13 protein-coding genes and 3 pseudogenes are annotated in these 15,231 nt (G+C 52.8%); 8 read left to right on the top strand and 8 right to left on the bottom strand.

The window, feature by feature from the left end:
- Positions 1-7: 7 nt before the first annotated feature.
- From yiaO to araD, 5 genes and pseudogenes are all read left to right on the top strand, one after another.
- Positions 8-994 carry a 2,3-diketo-L-gulonate TRAP transporter substrate-binding protein YiaO gene (gene yiaO / locus HGD79_RS16625; protein ID WP_000776894.1) on the top strand — a complete coding sequence of 329 codons (987 nt, stop codon included), beginning with the start codon at positions 8-10 and terminating at the stop codon, positions 992-994.
- Between the two features lie 3 nt (positions 995-997).
- Positions 998-2,494 (top strand): L-xylulokinase, encoded by a 1,497-nt coding sequence (gene lyxK, locus HGD79_RS16620; protein ID WP_032330699.1) that lies wholly within the window; start codon positions 998-1,000, stop codon positions 2,492-2,494.
- A pseudogene (gene ulaD / locus HGD79_RS16615) lies at positions 2,491-3,148 on the top strand (3-keto-L-gulonate-6-phosphate decarboxylase UlaD). The gene lyxK and the pseudogene ulaD overlap by 4 nt, the downstream one beginning before the upstream one ends.
- Positions 3,141-4,001 (top strand): L-ribulose-5-phosphate 3-epimerase, encoded by an 861-nt coding sequence (locus tag HGD79_RS16610; protein ID WP_001323662.1) that lies wholly within the window; start codon positions 3,141-3,143, stop codon positions 3,999-4,001. Before ulaD ends, HGD79_RS16610 begins: the two are co-directional and overlap by 8 nt.
- A complete protein-coding gene (gene araD, locus HGD79_RS16605; RefSeq protein WP_000893122.1) occupies positions 3,995-4,690 on the top strand; it encodes an L-ribulose-5-phosphate 4-epimerase in 696 nt (231 codons plus the stop codon). Before HGD79_RS16610 ends, araD begins: the two co-directional genes overlap by 7 nt.
- Before the next feature lie 31 nt (positions 4,691-4,721).
- On the opposite strand, the pseudogene HGD79_RS26380 reads toward araD, so the two are convergent.
- A pseudogene (locus HGD79_RS26380) lies at positions 4,722-4,823 on the bottom strand (AraC family transcriptional regulator); the annotation flags it as partial.
- A 3-nt stretch (positions 4,824-4,826) separates the two neighbouring features.
- Between HGD79_RS26380 and HGD79_RS26695 the strand changes: the two are divergent.
- Positions 4,827-5,090: pseudogene (locus HGD79_RS26695) on the top strand (hypothetical protein); the annotation flags it as partial.
- On the opposite strand, the gene HGD79_RS16600 reads toward HGD79_RS26695, so the two are convergent.
- Positions 5,037-5,777, bottom strand: a complete 741-nt coding sequence (locus tag HGD79_RS16600; RefSeq protein WP_000906799.1) for a MipA/OmpV family protein — start codon at positions 5,775-5,777, stop codon at positions 5,037-5,039. The pseudogene HGD79_RS26695 and the gene HGD79_RS16600 overlap by 54 nt on opposite strands.
- A 123-nt stretch (positions 5,778-5,900) precedes the next feature.
- On the opposite strand from HGD79_RS16600, the gene HGD79_RS16595 reads away from it, so the two are divergent.
- The gene (locus HGD79_RS16595; RefSeq protein ID WP_000164033.1) at positions 5,901-6,875 is read left to right on the top strand and encodes a LysR family transcriptional regulator; all 975 of its coding nucleotides are present in this window, start codon (positions 5,901-5,903) and stop codon (positions 6,873-6,875) included.
- Here the strand turns inward: HGD79_RS16595 and HGD79_RS16590 are convergent.
- Both HGD79_RS16590 and HGD79_RS16585 read right to left on the bottom strand, forming a co-directional pair.
- On the bottom strand, positions 6,872-8,008 hold the full coding sequence (locus HGD79_RS16590; protein ID WP_000364884.1) for an HlyD family secretion protein: 1,137 nt from the start codon (positions 8,006-8,008) through the stop codon (positions 6,872-6,874). The genes HGD79_RS16595 and HGD79_RS16590 overlap by 4 nt on opposite strands.
- 5 nt (positions 8,009-8,013) lie before the next feature.
- Positions 8,014-8,337 (bottom strand): DUF3302 domain-containing protein, encoded by a 324-nt coding sequence (locus tag HGD79_RS16585; RefSeq protein WP_000478193.1) that lies wholly within the window; start codon positions 8,335-8,337, stop codon positions 8,014-8,016.
- 170 nt (positions 8,338-8,507) lie between these two features.
- Here HGD79_RS16585 and HGD79_RS16580 point away from each other — a divergent pair, with 170 nt between their 5' ends.
- On the top strand, positions 8,508-8,663 hold the full coding sequence (locus tag HGD79_RS16580; protein WP_001298731.1) for a hypothetical protein: 156 nt from the start codon (positions 8,508-8,510) through the stop codon (positions 8,661-8,663).
- 218 nt (positions 8,664-8,881) lie between these two features.
- Here HGD79_RS16580 and aldB read toward each other — a convergent pair whose 3' ends face one another.
- The 4 genes from aldB to selA all read right to left on the bottom strand — a co-directional run bounded on the left by aldB (position 8,882) and on the right by selA (position 15,158).
- Positions 8,882-10,420 (bottom strand): aldehyde dehydrogenase AldB, encoded by a 1,539-nt coding sequence (gene aldB / locus HGD79_RS16575; protein ID WP_000183978.1) that lies wholly within the window; start codon positions 10,418-10,420, stop codon positions 8,882-8,884.
- A 164-nt stretch (positions 10,421-10,584) separates the two neighbouring features.
- Entirely contained in the window at positions 10,585-11,736 is a 1,152-nt protein-coding gene (gene yiaY / locus HGD79_RS16570; RefSeq protein ID WP_000168712.1) for an L-threonine dehydrogenase, read from the bottom strand.
- Positions 11,737-11,925: 189 nt separating this feature from the next.
- Complete coding sequence (gene selB / locus HGD79_RS16565) at positions 11,926-13,770, bottom strand: selenocysteine-specific translation elongation factor (protein WP_000582482.1); 1,845 nt, start codon at positions 13,768-13,770, stop codon at positions 11,926-11,928.
- Positions 13,767-15,158 (bottom strand): L-seryl-tRNA(Sec) selenium transferase, encoded by a 1,392-nt coding sequence (gene selA / locus HGD79_RS16560; RefSeq protein WP_168848450.1) that lies wholly within the window; start codon positions 15,156-15,158, stop codon positions 13,767-13,769. Before selA ends, selB begins: the two co-directional genes overlap by 4 nt.
- Between the last annotated feature and the right edge of the window lie 73 nt (positions 15,159-15,231).

Raw genomic sequence — 15,231 nt, 5'->3', positions numbered from 1 at the left:
AAATATTATGAAATTACGCTCTGTAACCTACGCATTATTCATTGCTGGCCTGGCTGCATTCAGCACATCTTCTCTGGCGGCGCAATCTTTACGTTTCGGTTATGAAACCTCACAAACCGACTCGCAACATATTGCGGCGAAAAAATTCAATGATTTATTGCAGGAGAGAACCAAAGGCGAGCTGAAATTAAAATTGTTTCCGGATAGCACCCTCGGTAACGCGCAGGCGATGATCAGCGGCGTACGTGGCGGCACCATCGATATGGAAATGTCCGGCTCGAATAACTTTGCCGGGTTATCACCAGTGATGAACTTGCTTGATGTCCCTTTCCTGTTCCGCGATACCGCTCACGCGCATAAAACGCTCGACGGCAAAGTCGGTGATGATCTGAAAGCCTCACTTGAAGGTAAAGGACTAAAAGTACTGGCCTACTGGGAAAACGGCTGGCGCGATGTCACCAACTCGCGCGCACCGGTTAAAACCCCCGCCGACCTGAAAGGGCTGAAAATTCGCACCAACAATAGCCCGATGAATATCGCCGCATTCAAAGTCTTTGGCGCTAACCCGATCCCGATGCCATTTGCCGAAGTCTATACCGGGCTGGAAACGCGCACTATCGACGCTCAGGAACACCCGATCAATGTCGTCTGGTCAGCAAAATTTTTCGAAGTGCAGAAGTACCTTTCTCTGACGCACCACGCCTATTCCCCGCTTCTGGTGGTGATCAACAAAGCGAAGTTTGATGGCTTAACCCCGGAGTTCCAGCAAGCGCTAATTTCATCTGCGCAGGAAGCGGGTAACTACCAGCGCAAACTGGTTGCCGAAGATCAGCAAAAAATCATCGACGGCATGAAAGAAGCGGGCGTGGAAGTCATCACCGATCTCGACCGCAAAGCCTTTAGCGACGCACTGGGTACTCAGGTCCGCGACATGTTTGTAAAAGATGTTCCGCAGGGTGCTGATCTACTGAAAGCCGTGGATGAGGTGCAATAAACCATGACGCAATACTGGCTGGGGTTAGATTGTGGCGGTAGCTGGCTGAAAGCCGGGCTGTATGACCGCGAAGGCCGGGAGGCAGGCGTGCAGCGCCTGCCGCTGTGCGCATTAAGCCCGCAGCCAGGTTGGGCAGAGCGCGATATGGCAGAACTGTGGCAATGCTGCATGGCTGTCATTCGCGAACTGCTTACCCATTCCGGCGTTAGCGGGGAACAAATTGTCGGTATCGGTATCTCCGCACAAGGAAAAGGCTTGTTTTTGCTGGATAAAAACAACAAGCCGCTCGGTAACGCCATTTTGTCCTCGGATCGCCGGGCGATGGAAATCGTTCGTCGCTGGCAGGAAGATGGCATCCCGGAAAAACTCTACCCGTTGACCCGACAAACCTTGTGGACCGGGCATCCGGTGTCGCTGTTACGCTGGCTGAAAGAGCACGAACCGGAACGCTACGCGCAAATTGGCTGCGTGATGATGACGCACGACTACCTGCGCTGGTGTTTAACCGGCGTCAAAGGCTGTGAAGAGAGCAATATTTCCGAGTCCAACCTCTACAACATGAGTCTTGGGGAATATGACCCGTGCCTCACCGACTGGCTGGGGATTGCTGAAATCAATCACGCCCTGCCGCCTGTTGTCGGATCTGCCGAAATCTGCGGGGAGATCACCGCTCAGACAGCCGTACTGACCGGTCTGAAAGCGGGTACGCCCGTTGTCGGCGGCCTGTTTGATGTGGTTTCCACCGCACTCTGCGCCGGGATCGAAGACGAATTTACCCTTAATGCGGTGATGGGCACCTGGGCGGTGACCAGCGGCATAACCCGCGGTTTACGTGACGGTGAAGCGCATCCGTATGTCTATGGTCGCTACGTTAACGATGGTGAATTTATCGTTCACGAAGCCAGCCCCACCTCTTCCGGCAACCTCGAATGGTTTACCGCACAGTGGGGAGAAATCTCGTTTGATGAGATCAATCAGGCCGTTGCCAGCTTGCCGAAGGCTGGGGGCGATCTCTTTTTCCTGCCGTTCCTGTACGGCAGCAACGCCGGACTCGAGATGACCAGTGGTTTCTACGGGATGCAGGCCATTCACACCCGCGCGCACCTGTTGCAGGCCATCTATGAAGGGGTGGTGTTCAGCCATATGACCCACCTCAACCGAATGCGCGAACGTTTTACTGATGTTCACACCCTACGCGTCACTGGCGGCCCGGCGCACTCCGATGTCTGGATGCAAATGCTGGCGGACGTCAGCGGTCTGCGTATCGAGCTGCCGCAGGTGGAAGAAACCGGCTGCTTTGGTGCGGCCCTTGCCGCCCGCGTCGGCACCGGGGTTTATCACAACTTCAGCGAAGCCCAACGTGACTTGCGACACCCGGTGCGCACCCTGCTGCCAGATATGACCGCCCATCAGCTTTACCAAAAAAAATATCAACGTTATCAGCATCTCATTGCCGCACTTCAGGGCTTTCACGCCCGCATTAAGGAGCACACATTATGAGCCGACCACTTCTGCAACTGGCCCTCGACCACTCATCACTTGAAGCCGCGCAGCGCGACGTGACGCTGTTAAAAGACAGCGTCGATATCGTCGAAGCGGGCACCATTCTCTGTTTAAACGAAGGGCTTGGCGCGGTGAAAGCCTTGCGCGAACAGTGCCCGGACAAAATCATCGTTGCTGACTGGAAGGTCGCCGACGCTGGTGAAACGCTCGCGCAACAGGCGTTTGGCGCAGGCGCTAACTGGATGACCATCATCTGCGCCGCTCGCGACGGTAGAAAAAGGCCACGCAATGGCGCAACGCTGCGGGGGTGAAATTCAGATAGAGCTGTTCGGTAACTGGACGCTGGACGACGCCCGCGACTGGCATCGTATTGGCGTGCGGCAGGCCATTTATCATCGCGGTCGTGATGCACAGGCCAGCGGGCAACAGTGGGGCGAAGCCGATCTGGCACGCATGAAGGCGCTTTCAGATATCGGCCTTGAGCTTTCCATTACTGGCGGGATTACCCCTGCTGACCTGCCGCTGTTTAAAGATATCCGCGTGAAAGCGTTTATTGCCGGGCGGGCACTGGCAGGCGCGGCAAATCCGGCGCAAGTGGCTGGCGATTTCCATGCGCAAATCGACGCTATCTGGGGAGGTGCGCGTGCGTAATCATCCGTTAGGGATTTATGAAAAAGCGCTGGCGAAAGATCTCTCCTGGCCGGAGCGGCTGGTGCTGGCAAAAAGCTGCGGTTTTGATTTTGTCGAAATGTCGGTGGATGAAACCGACGAACGGCTCTCACGTCTTGACTGGAGCGCCGCACAAAGGACTTCGCTGGTTGCCGCGATGATCGAAACAGGTGTTGGGATCCCGTCGATGTGCCTGTCCGCACATCGTCGCTTTCCCTTTGGTAGCCGTGACGAGGCAGTGCGCGAACGGGCGCGGGAAATCATGAGTAAAGCGATTCGCCTGGCGCGCGATCTCGGCATTCGCACCATCCAGCTGGCAGGTTATGACGTCTATTACGAAGACCACGACGAAGGCACCCGGCAACGTTTTGCTGAAGGGCTGGCGTGGGCAGTCGAACAGGCGGCGGCATCACAAGTAATGCTGGCGGTGGAGATTATGGATACAGCGTTTATGAACTCCATCAGCAAATGGAAAAAATGGGACGAGATGCTCGCCTCGCCGTGGTTCACCGTCTACCCGGACGTCGGCAACCTCAGCGCCTGGGGCAATGATGTTCCCGCCGAACTGAAACTGGGCATTGACCGTATCGCCGCGATCCACCTGAAAGACACCCAGCCAGTCACCGGGCAAAGCCCCGGACAGTTCCGTGATGTGCCGTTTGGCGAAGGCTGCGTCGATTTCGTTGGCATCTTCAAAACGCTGCATGAACTGAACTATCGCGGTTCTTTCCTGATTGAGATGTGGACCGAAAAAGCCAAAGAGCCGGTGCTGGAGATCATTCAGGCGCGGCGCTGGATTGAAGCGCGTATGCAGGAGGCTGGATTTATATGTTAGAGCAACTGAAAGCCGACGTGCTGGCGGCGAATCTGGCGCTTCCCGCTCACCATCTGGTGACGTTCACCTGGGGCAATGTCAGCGCGGTAGACGACACGCGGCAATGGATGGTAATCAAACCTTCCGGCGTCGAGTACGACGTGATGACCGCCGACGATATGGTGGTGGTTGAGATAGCCAGCGGCAAGGTGGTGGAAGGTAGCAAAAAGCCCTCGTCCGATACGCCAACGCATCTGGCACTTTACCGTCGCTATGCCGAAATTGGTGGCATTGTGCATACCCACTCGCGCCACGCCACCATCTGGTCACAGGCCGGGCTGGATCTCCCCGCCTGGGGCACCACGCACGCTGATTACTTCTATGGTGCCATCCCCTGCACACGCCTGATGACCGCAGAGGAGATCAACGGCGAGTATGAATACCAGACCGGCGAAGTGATCATTGAAACTTTCGAAGAACGCGGCAGGAGTCCGGCACAAATCCCGGCGGTACTGGTACATTCTCACGGCCCGTTCGCCTGGGGAAAAAATGCCGCCGATGCGGTGCATAACGCCGTGGTGCTGGAAGAGTGTGCCTATATGGGCCTGTTCTCGCGCCAGCTTGCGCCGCAGCTCCCTGCGATGCAAAACGAACTGCTGGATAAACACTACCTGCGTAAGCATGGAGACAATGCCTATTACGGGCAGTAATCCCTCACGCCGGGGCTTCATCGCCCCGGCACTACGAATTGATATGTTCCTTGCTGTAACGCCGCTTCCACGCTGCTGGCGTTAAACCGGTGTGCTTGCGAAAAATCTGCCGGAAATAGCCAACCTCATTAAACCGTATTGCATGGAGCAGGCCGACAACGTCGAGTCACTGCATAACCTGTTGCTGCCCGCCGATGCGCCATTTACGACATTTGAAGGCAAGGGATTGTTCAGCCATAAGATCCTGATTCAGACGCCAGGTTCCCGGTATGAACAGAGCAATCCAGAGCAACAACCTTTGTGGCATTACGACGGAGCACCAGCCGCACCGACATCCACCGGTGAATTAAAAACGCCAGCTCACGCCGGTGACAAAGGTAAAACTCTCATTACGATCAATCATCGGGCTGTCGGTAATCTCTTCCGGCAGCTCGCTGTATCCGGCGCTCGCCATCAATACTACGTGCTCTCCTATCGGGTATTTTGCCGTCAGGCTGACATAGGGCACCCAGGCATCCTGCGCGGAATAACTTGCCAGACCGCTACGACGGGACTCACTCTCTGAAATGCCATAGTAATAGTCACTGAAATTCTCGTCATAATAGAGAACGCCCAGCGCAGGTGTCAGCGACAGGCGACCTATCTGCATTTTGTGGAAAACCGATAGCTCCCCCACCCAGCCGTTGCTGTTATCCAGAACGTCCGCAGCTGCAGAGGCTTTCACGGTTCCCCAACGCTCGTGGTGATACCAGGCAACCCCCGCCATAGCCGTACTATCACGCTTATCAAGTTGTTGCATGGCATGATCGTCATTATCGGCAGGGTCAAATTCCAGCGGCATCCAGGATGCGGTCAGGCTAAGTTCATTTTTTTCACTTTGCGACAGAATAAAACCTAACGTGGTCTGACGAACATAAAAAGAATCACCTTCATAACTAATCAGGGGAATTGCCTTTGTATTTTCATTATAACCGCGATAAGGCGATTCATTATAAGCCGCACCGGCACCAATGGATAATTCAGAAGCAGTTGCGCTTGCCATAAAAGGCAACGCAAATAACGCCACAATATTGCGGTTAATTAACATGTCCGGTATTCCATTTTAAAATAAGATAAAAAAGAGTCGGCATAGTAATGCTTACAATTTCTCCGGTGCAAGATTCATATTTATATAGTAATATATAAAATTATATATAATTGGGCTGTTGCGATGACAAAATTACAACTTAAGTACCGGGAGTTAAAAATTATCTCGGTAATCGCTGCCAGTGAAAATATCAGCCATGCCGCGACTGTACTTGGCATCGCACAGGCCAACGTCAGCAAATATCTTGCTGATTTTGAATCAAAAGTGGGTTTAAAAGTCTTTGACCGAACCACCCGGCAGCTGATGCTCACACCTTTTGGCACCGCGCTGTTACCGTACATCAACGACATGCTGGATAGAAACGAGCAACTTAATAATTTTATTGCAGATTATAAGCATGAGAAACGTGGTCGGGTCACTATCTACGCCCCAACCGGCATAATTACCTATTTATCCAAACATGTAATCGATAAAATTAAAGATATCGGTGATATCACCTTATCGCTAAAAACCTGCAATCTTGAGCGTAATGCCTTTTATGAAGGCGTCGAATTTCCTGATGATTGTGATGTTTTAATCAGCTACGCTCCACCAAAAGATGAATCGCTGGTTGCCAGTTTTATTACCCAATATGCCGTAACCGCTTATGCCAGCCAGCGCTATCTTGAGAAACATCCTATTAGCCGTCCTGACGAACTCGAACATCACTCCTGTATTTTGATCGACTCGATGATGATTGACGACGCGAATATCTGGCGCTTCAACGTCGCCGGGAGTAAAGAGGTGCGGGATTATCGCGTGAAGGGAAATTACGTTTGCGATAACACGCAATCGGCGCTGGAGCTGGCACGAAATCACCTGGGGATTGTGTTTGCGCCAGACAAAAGTGTGCAGAGCGACCTGCAAGACGGCACGCTGGTGCCCTGCTTTCAGCACCCGTATGAATGGTGGCTGGATCTGGTGGCTATCTTCCGTAAACGGGAATACCAGCCCTGGCGGGTCCAGTATGTGCTGGATGAAATGCTGCGTGAAATTCGCCACCAGCTTGCTCAGTCGCAGCAACTGCGGCCTGAACAAGCGGCGGAAAGCGAAGATTAATGATCGAGATAAAGGTAATGCACCCAACTGGTCATGCGTAACAGCACTTTGCGCATCACCGAGACATGGCTGAAATGATCAGAGTAGACCGCCACCTGGGCGTAAATACCGTCTGGTAAAGCGCTCAAATCAGTGTGCTCATCCAGTTCAATGGTCGCGATAACGCCATCTGAACCCGGCGCTGTGTTTAACGTCTGTAAGGTGCCGGTCGACTGATAAGCTCCGCCGGGAACAGCTGGACTAATGGCTGCCAGCTTGCCGCTGAATACCTTACCTGGCAGAGCGTTAAATACCACTTCCGCATCATCGCCAGGGGCCAGTCGCAGCAAGGAGTTCTGACGGAACTGCGCCACAATTTGTCGTTTCTGATCGGGTATAAACACCATCACCGGACGTAGCGGCAGCGACGCGGCATAGGTACCCGGACGAATCAGCACCTGGGTCACATAACCATCGCTCGGCGCACGCACTATCGTCTGCTCAAGGTTATATTTTGCTTCCGCGAGCTGCGCTTTCAGGCTGGCGATTTGAGAATGTTCACCCAACACCAGGCTATCCAGCTGGCTCTGGATCTGTTTTTGTTCCGCCGCCGATGACTTTACGGAGGCTTCCTGCGCCAGATAATTTTGCCGCGCCACATCAATATCGCGTTCTGAAAACGGGTTTACTTTCGCCTGGCTGCCGCGTGCGTAACGCTGATACTCTTTAGCGAATTTATCCCGCGTGGCCTTTGCCTGCTGAGTATTCGCCGCCATCTCATCTAACTCTGCGCCCAACGCCCGCTGTTTATGTTCTGCGGTAACGATATCCGCCATCAGCCGATCCACCCGCGCCTGATAACGCGTCGGGTCCAGTCGAAATAGCACCTCACCTTTTTTAATCAGCGTATTTTTCTTATCCGTCACTTCGATCACCACGCCTGTCACCTGTGGGACAACAGGAATAGAAATAACCGCTTTTTGCGCTTTGAAGGTATACGGATGGTTATAGTTCATTAACAGAATTAAACCACTGACAATAAATATGCCACCCAGGGCCGCTGTGGGAATGGTCCATTTATTTACAGGAATTTTGAAGATCTTAAACATTGCCCATGCGAAAGCCACATAGGTCAAAATAATCAGTAAATCCATAAGTATTACTCGGCAGAAGAGGATTTGATGTCGGCGAGCTGTTTCTCCAGCCCGGCAATACGCTGTTGTAGCTGCACAACGGAGGAGTCATGGTTTTGCATTCCCCATCCCCGCTCCGGGCGGTAAAGCGTGGCCCAAATCCACAAAAATGGCCAGATAACATGTAACGTAAAAAGACTCACCCAACCAGCAACATGAATGGCGTCGGCATGAGGATGATTACGTTTTTTAGCAATCAGGTAGGGAATATCATGTAAAATAATAATCCCATAGAAGATCACCAGAAATACAAAAATAAGCACTCCCAGTGCAAAATAGTCCAGGAACATATTTCCCTCAGAGAATATAAAAAAGAACAATTAACGCATATTATGAAATGCCATGATGCAGTGCAATTTCCTTATTTATATAACGACATATTGTTTTTTATATACTTTCTGAAGTGTGCTACCTGGCTTTTCAACAGGTCGAGACTTATCATATTGAAATAATGGAACTATTGGCCAAACTAATGAATAACTCCAGTAAAACATCCACAGTACAGATTAAGCGTATTAAACCTTCAATTATCTACCGTTTATTGCTGATTGGCCTCGGATCACCAATGGTGATTTACGGCCTGATTCGCCCGCTCACCATCGAAACGCGAGATTAAACTCCTGACAAAACACGCCCCAGAAACGCACTTCTGTTGGCGTAGTCTGGGTTATTGCGCACGTAGGTTTAAAACGTAAATTGTAACAACGTGCGCTTTGTTTATGCCGGATGCGGCGTGTACGCCTTATCCGGCCTACGGTCAGGTTCCCGTAGGCATGATAAGACGCGTAAGCGTCGCATCAGGCAATGAATACCCAATGCGACCAGCTTCTTATATCAGAACAGCCCCAACGGTTTATCCGAGTAGCTCACCAGCAGGCACTTGGTTTGCTGGTAATGCTCCAGCATCATCTTGTGGGTTTCGCGACCGATACCTGATTGTTTGTAGCCACCAAACGCAGCATGTGCCGGGTAAGCGTGATAGCAGTTGGTCCACACGCGCCCGGCCTGAATGCCGCGCCCCATCTTATAGGCCAGATTACCGTTACGACTCCAGACGCCTGCGCCCAGGCCATATTGCGTATCGTTCGCCAGCTCCAGCGCTTCTTCCATCGTTTTGAAGGTGGTCACCGCCAGCACCGGGCCAAAAATCTCCTCCTGGAACACCCGCATATTGTTCTGACCAAACAGAATCGTCGGTTCGAGGTAGTAGCCGTCTTTCAGTTCACCTTCCAGCAGCTTGCGCCGCCCGCCGGTGAGCACGTCTGCGCCCTCTTTTTTACCGATATCAATGTAGTTGAGGATGGTTTCCAGTTGCCCGTGAGAAACCTGCGCGCCCATTTGCGTCACGCTGTCGAGTGGGTTACCGCTGCGAATGCTTTCGACACGGCGGATGGCGCGTTCCATAAAGCGTTCGTAGATTGACTCCTGCACTAAGGCACGACTCGGACAGGTGCAAACTTCACCCTGGTTAAAGGCAAACAGTGCAAAGCCTTCCAGCGCTTTATCGAAAAAGGCATCTTCTTCATCCATCACATCAGCAAAGAAGATATTTGGCGATTTGCCGCCCAGCTCCAGCGTCACCGGAATAATGTTTTGCGTGGCGTATTGCATAATTTGTTGGCCCACTTCCGTTGAGCCGGTAAACGCCACTTTGGCGATGCGTTTCGAGGTCGCCAGATATTCGCCAATTTCCCCACCTGCGCCGTTGACCACGTTCACCACGCCCGGCGGCAGTAAATCACCGACGATTTCCATTAGCAGCAGTACAGAAAGCGGGGTAAGACGTGCGGGTTTCAGCACCACACAGTTGCCCGCCGCCAGCGCGGGAGCCATTTTCCAGCTCGCCATCAGCAGCGGGAAGTTCCACGGGATAATCTGCCCCACCACGCCTAACGGTTCATGGAAATGATAGGCCACGGTTTCGCTATCAACTTCACTGATCCCACCTTCCTGCGCCCGAATACACGAGGCGAAATAGCGGAAATGGTCAATCGCCAGCGGTACATCCGCAGCACTGGTTTCGCGAATGGGTTTGCCGTTATCCCAGGTTTCAGCTGTCGCTAACAGCTCGAGGTTTTGTTCCATTCGATCGGCAATCTTAAACAGAATCGCCGCGCGATCCTGCACCGAGGTGTGCGCCCATTTATCTTTCACTTTGTGCGCAGCATCCAGCGCCAGATCGATGTCTCGTTTGCCCGAAGACGCCACTTCGCACAGCAGCTGCCCGGTCACCGGCGTCAGATTCTGGTAATACTCGCCGTCGGCAGGGGCTACCCATTCGCCGCCAATAAAGTTGTCATAGCGGGCTTTTAACTTGAGGGGGAAACCATACTCGCCGGGCTTAATCTGTGCTGAAGGGGGATTATTGGTCATGATCGTCTCCTTGCGGTGTGAGGTATAACAAGGGTAGACGTGACTGGCGAAATCTTCGCCAGTCGGTAACAGCTTTACGACAGCTATCACGAATTTACGGGCAAGGGTTACAGAGATAGTTGAAAAAGCGGCTGACAATTTGCCAGCCGTTGTGGAAATGATGATTACATCGCTGCGCGATAAATCGCCACAATTTCTTCGTGAGTTGCCTGGATCGGGTTAGTAAAACCACAGGCATCTTTCAGGGCATTAGTCGCCAGAACCGCGAAATCTTCTTCTTTCACGTTCAGGTCGCGTAGGCCTGCCGGGATATCCACTTTCTTCGCCAGTTCACGGATGGCGTTAATGCAGGCTTCAGCACCTTCCGCATCGTTTTTACCTGTCACGTTCACGCCCATTGCAGCGGCACAGTCACGCAGACGTGCGGCGGCGACTTTGCTGTTGAATACCTGAACATGCGGCAGCAAAACGGCGTTACATACACCGTGTGGCAGGTTGTAGAAACCGCCCAGCTGGTGCGCCATCGCATGAACATAACCCAGAGAAGCATTATTGAACGCCATACCGGCGAGGAACTGGGCATAAGCCATTGCTTCACGCGCTTTCGCATTACTGCCATCTTCAACGGCTAACGGCAGGTTTTCGGCAATCATGGTCACGGCTTTCAGTGCACAAGCGTCAGTGATCGGCGTGGCGGCAATAGAAACATACGCTTCGATAGCGTGCGTTAAGGCATCCATACCCGTTGCGGCGGTCAGTGACTTCGGCATACCAATCATCAGAGAGGAGTCATTGACAGAAAGCAGCGGAGTGACATGTTTATCAACAATCGCCATTTTGATATGACGCGCTTCGTCAGTGATGATGCAGAAACGGGTCATTTCAGAGGCCGTACCCGCCGTGGTATTGATGGCGATCATCGGCAGCTGCGGTTTTGCAGAGCGGTCAACGCCTTCGTAATCGCGAATATCGCCGCCATTGGCTGCCACCAGCGCAATACCTTTTGCGCAGTCGTGTGGAGAACCACCGCCTAAGGAGATCACGCTATCGCAATTATTCTCTTTAAGTAATTTCAAACCTGCGGCGACGTTTTCCGTGGTGGGGTTAGGTTGGGTGCCATCATAAATAACGCTAAAAATATTGCGTTCTTCCAGTGCTTTTTGCACATCGCCCGCCATACCTAATTTCGTTAACATACTGTCAGTGACAATTAAGGTACGGGTAAATCCATAATCTGCCATCATATTCATTGCATCAGTCAATGAATCAGCGCCGATGACATTCACAGAAGGAATAAAGAAAGTTGAAGATGCCATAACACACTCCTGAAAGTGTAAAAAAGGGTGGGCAGCTTACTGAGGATTTTCATTCGAAAACATGATCATTATTATTGATTATCAAAATTAATCTAATAAAAAGCACATTGTATTCATTAAACAATGTGCTTTTTTTAAAATCATAAGAAATTTGTATTAATTTATTTTAAAAATTAATTAATCATTTCCTTATTTTTCCGGAAATAATAATGCGTCGCGCAATAAATGATCATTTCCACGACGACGCGTAAAGCCAATGCGGTCAAAATATTCCAGAATCTGAATTGCCAGCTTTCGGCCTACGCCTAAGCGATCGCGGAAATCCGCCGCGCAGGTTGAACCACACTCCTGATCGAGATCGCGGATCATATTGGCAAATTCGACAATCCGATCGTTACGGTAATAACGATCTTTGACGATCGCGGTAATTATTCCTTGCTGCGCCGCCTGGCGTAGCGTCAGGCGCATTGCCTGCTCGTCGGTACCCGTCTCTTTTGCCAGATCACGCACCCACCACGGCTCGTCACCAAACAGCGGCTCTGCTTTTTGCCAGATGGCCTGCTGCTCTTCGCTGAAGCCCGCTTTGTGATCCGGCAGATGCAGCCAACCGTGATGACTGAGGATGTCGCCGCTTTCGCGCATCTTTTCAATCAGCAACAGTACTAGCGCTTCATCTTCCATTGGCAACGCCATACGTCGCAGACGTTCGCGCCCAGGCCCAGGTTCATCGCGATGTTGCTCATGATAAGTCGCTAATGTGTCGAGAATTTTCCGTTGCCAGCGAGCGGCAACCGGCGCATTCAACAAGCTATAACCAGCCTGAATATAGCCAGGCTGTTGCAGCAATTCGCGCATCCCTTCGCCGTTGAGCTGGCGCGCCCAGGCGAAATCCGCAAGGTTAACCGCGCCGCGTTCCAGATGAACAGATAACGCATCGGCATCGCTCTGCGCCCGTGCAAGAGACGCCAGCCATTGCAGATATTCCGGCTTACGTTTACCGCGACGCGGCGGGTTAAGCATCACCACACGCGCCCCCGCCAGCGTGTTGCGGGCCGAGATATCGCGCAGCACTAAGCGATCGTTATCCGCCAGCCACAGCGGCGTGTCGAACACCAGCTCGGCAAGGTTATCTTCCAGCAGCGAAACGCGTCCCGTAACGTGGCTGGCGGCGTGGTGAATATGCAGCGGCTGCCACTGGGTCAGCGGTGTATGGGTTTGAAGCTCGACAATCACCCGTGTGAACGGCTCTGGCGGCACATCGGCAAGCAGCCAGTCGCCACGGTTAATCTGCTCTTTTTCCGCATCACCCGCGATGTTAAGCGCGATACGCTGCCCGGCATTGGCGGTTTCTGTTGGCTGGTTTTGCGCATGCAGCGCACGTACACGCATCGGTTTATTTACACCAGTCAGCCAGAGTGAATCGCCTACCTTCACTTCCCCGCTTAACGCCGTACCGGTGACGACCAGCCCGGCACCTTTTACGGTAAATGCGCGGTCAATAGCGAGGCGGAAACTATGTTGGCTGGCGTGCTCGCGTTCCGGCAACTGAAGCAGATGCTCGCGCAGGGCATCAATTCCCCGACCTTCGGTTGCTGCGGTGATAAACAGTTTTGCCTCAGCAAAACCGTATTCCCGCAGCACCTCCTTTACCTGGCGTTCAACCTCATTAACACGCGCTTCGTCCACGCGATCGGCTTTGGTCAGCGCCACTGTCAGCATCGGGTTACCGGTCAGCTGCAAAATCGCCAGATGCTCACGGGTCTGTGCCATCACGCCGTCATCGCACGCCACCACCAACAGCGCGTGATCGATACCACCAACGCCCGCCAGCATGTTGGAAAGAAACTTTTCATGACCGGGTACGTCGATAAAACCAGGCACGCGACCATCCGGCTGCGGCCAGTAGGCATAGCCGAGATCGATGGTCATGCCGCGCTTTTTTTCTTCCGGCAGACGGTCAGCATTTACGCCAGTAATCGCCTGCAATAAGGTTGTTTTGCCGTGGTCAACGTGTCCGGCAGTCGCAATAATCATTTCAACAACATCTCCAAAAACCGTTGCTCATCTTCAAGGCAGCGTAAATCCAGCCACAATCGTCCGTCATAAATACGACCAATCACCGGCACTGGCAATTCACGCCAGCGGGCGGCTAATGACTCAAGGTGGCTACCGCGTCCATCATGGGGTGTAAACGTTAATGCCGCGCTCGGCAGGCGATCAACCGGCAGCGAACCACTGCCAATCTGCGAAAGACATGGCATAACCTGTACCGCAAACTCCGCGCCGTAATGTGCGGCAAGGGGGGCCTGTAAACGTTGTGCCTGGATTAGAATGACCTCTGCGCTGCGGGTAAGCAGGCGCAGGGTCGGTAATTTTTCACTCAGAGCTTCAGGGTGTAAATAAAGACGCAACGTGGCTTCCAGCGCCGCGAGGGTCATTTTATCCGCGCGTAATGCACGCTTCAGCGGGTGGCTTTGCAGGCGGGCGATCATCTCTTTTTTACCAACAATAATTCCTGCCTGCGGCCCGCCTAACAACTTGTCGCCGGAGAAACTCACCAGACTGACGCCCGCCGCAATCAACTCCTGCGGCATTGGCTCTTTCGGCAAACCGTACTGGCTAAGATCGACCAGCGAGCCACTGCCTAAATCAGTCACTACGGGAACATCCAGCTCTTTGCCGAGCGCCACCAGTTCCGCTTCATCTATCGCTTTGGTGAACCCCTGAATGCTGTAGTTACTGGTATGTACTTTCATCAACAGTGCGGTATTTTCATTCACCGCCTGACGATAATCATTCGCGTGCGTGCGGTTGGTGGTCCCTACTTCGTGTAGGGTGCAGCCTGCCTGACGCATAACATCGGGAATACGAAACGCGCCGCCAATCTCCACCAGTTCGCCGCGAGAAACCACCACCTCTTTCCCGCTGGCAGTGGCCGCCAACATCAATAACACCGCCGCCGCATTGTTATTAACGATACAGGCATCTTCCGCCCCCGTAATGCGGCACAGCAACTGCGCCAGCGCACGATCGCGATGTCCGCGTCCAGCGTCGTCCAGATCGTACTCGAGGGTCACTGGCGAACGCATAGCCTGCGCAACGGCTTCCACCGCGGCTTCCGCCTGTAAAGCTCGCCCAAGGTTGGTATGCAGCACGGTTCCCGTCAGGTTGATCACCGGACGCAGCGCGCTCTGCGCTTCTTTCGTCAACCGGGCATCGACTTCTTGCGCCCAGTTTTCACACCACGCAGGCAGCGTCTGGCTGCCACGAATCACTTCTCGCGCTTCGTCGAGCATCTGACGCAACAATTCCACCACGCGGGTGTGACCATAAGTATCACGCAAAGAAAGGAAGGAGCTATCGCGCAATAAGCGATCAATAGCCGGAAGTTGACTATAGAGGGAACGCGTTTCGGTTGTCATAGGAAACCTGGCTGATCAAGGCCCTCTCACACGGAGAAGGGCGTTTAACATAACCACGGATTGTAACGTGAGA

The sequence above is a fragment of the Escherichia sp. SCLE84 genome, from assembly GCF_012584495.1.
Lineage (GTDB): Bacteria > Pseudomonadota > Gammaproteobacteria > Enterobacterales > Enterobacteriaceae > ECMA0423.
Note: the sequence above shows the minus strand (reverse complement) of the source record. Positions and strands in the feature narration are given on the sequence as shown.

Coding starts and splice junctions, on each gene's coding strand:
- lyxK (WP_032330699.1), top strand. CDS start 998: ATGACGCAATACTGGCTGGGGTTAGATTGTGGCGGTAGCTGGCTGAAA.
- HGD79_RS16595 (WP_000164033.1), top strand. CDS start 5,901: ATGACAAAATTACAACTTAAGTACCGGGAGTTAAAAATTATCTCGGTA.
- HGD79_RS16600 (WP_000906799.1), bottom strand. CDS start 5,777: ATGTTAATTAACCGCAATATTGTGGCGTTATTTGCGTTGCCTTTTATG.
- yiaO (WP_000776894.1), top strand. CDS start 8: ATGAAATTACGCTCTGTAACCTACGCATTATTCATTGCTGGCCTGGCT.
- aldB (WP_000183978.1), bottom strand. CDS start 10,420: ATGACCAATAATCCCCCTTCAGCACAGATTAAGCCCGGCGAGTATGGT.
- araD (WP_000893122.1), top strand. CDS start 3,995: ATGTTAGAGCAACTGAAAGCCGACGTGCTGGCGGCGAATCTGGCGCTT.
- yiaY (WP_000168712.1), bottom strand. CDS start 11,736: ATGGCATCTTCAACTTTCTTTATTCCTTCTGTGAATGTCATCGGCGCT.
- selB (WP_000582482.1), bottom strand. CDS start 13,770: ATGATTATTGCGACTGCCGGACACGTTGACCACGGCAAAACAACCTTA.
- HGD79_RS16585 (WP_000478193.1), bottom strand. CDS start 8,337: ATGTTCCTGGACTATTTTGCACTGGGAGTGCTTATTTTTGTATTTCTG.
- HGD79_RS16590 (WP_000364884.1), bottom strand. CDS start 8,008: ATGGATTTACTGATTATTTTGACCTATGTGGCTTTCGCATGGGCAATG.
- selA (WP_168848450.1), bottom strand. CDS start 15,158: ATGACAACCGAAACGCGTTCCCTCTATAGTCAACTTCCGGCTATTGAT.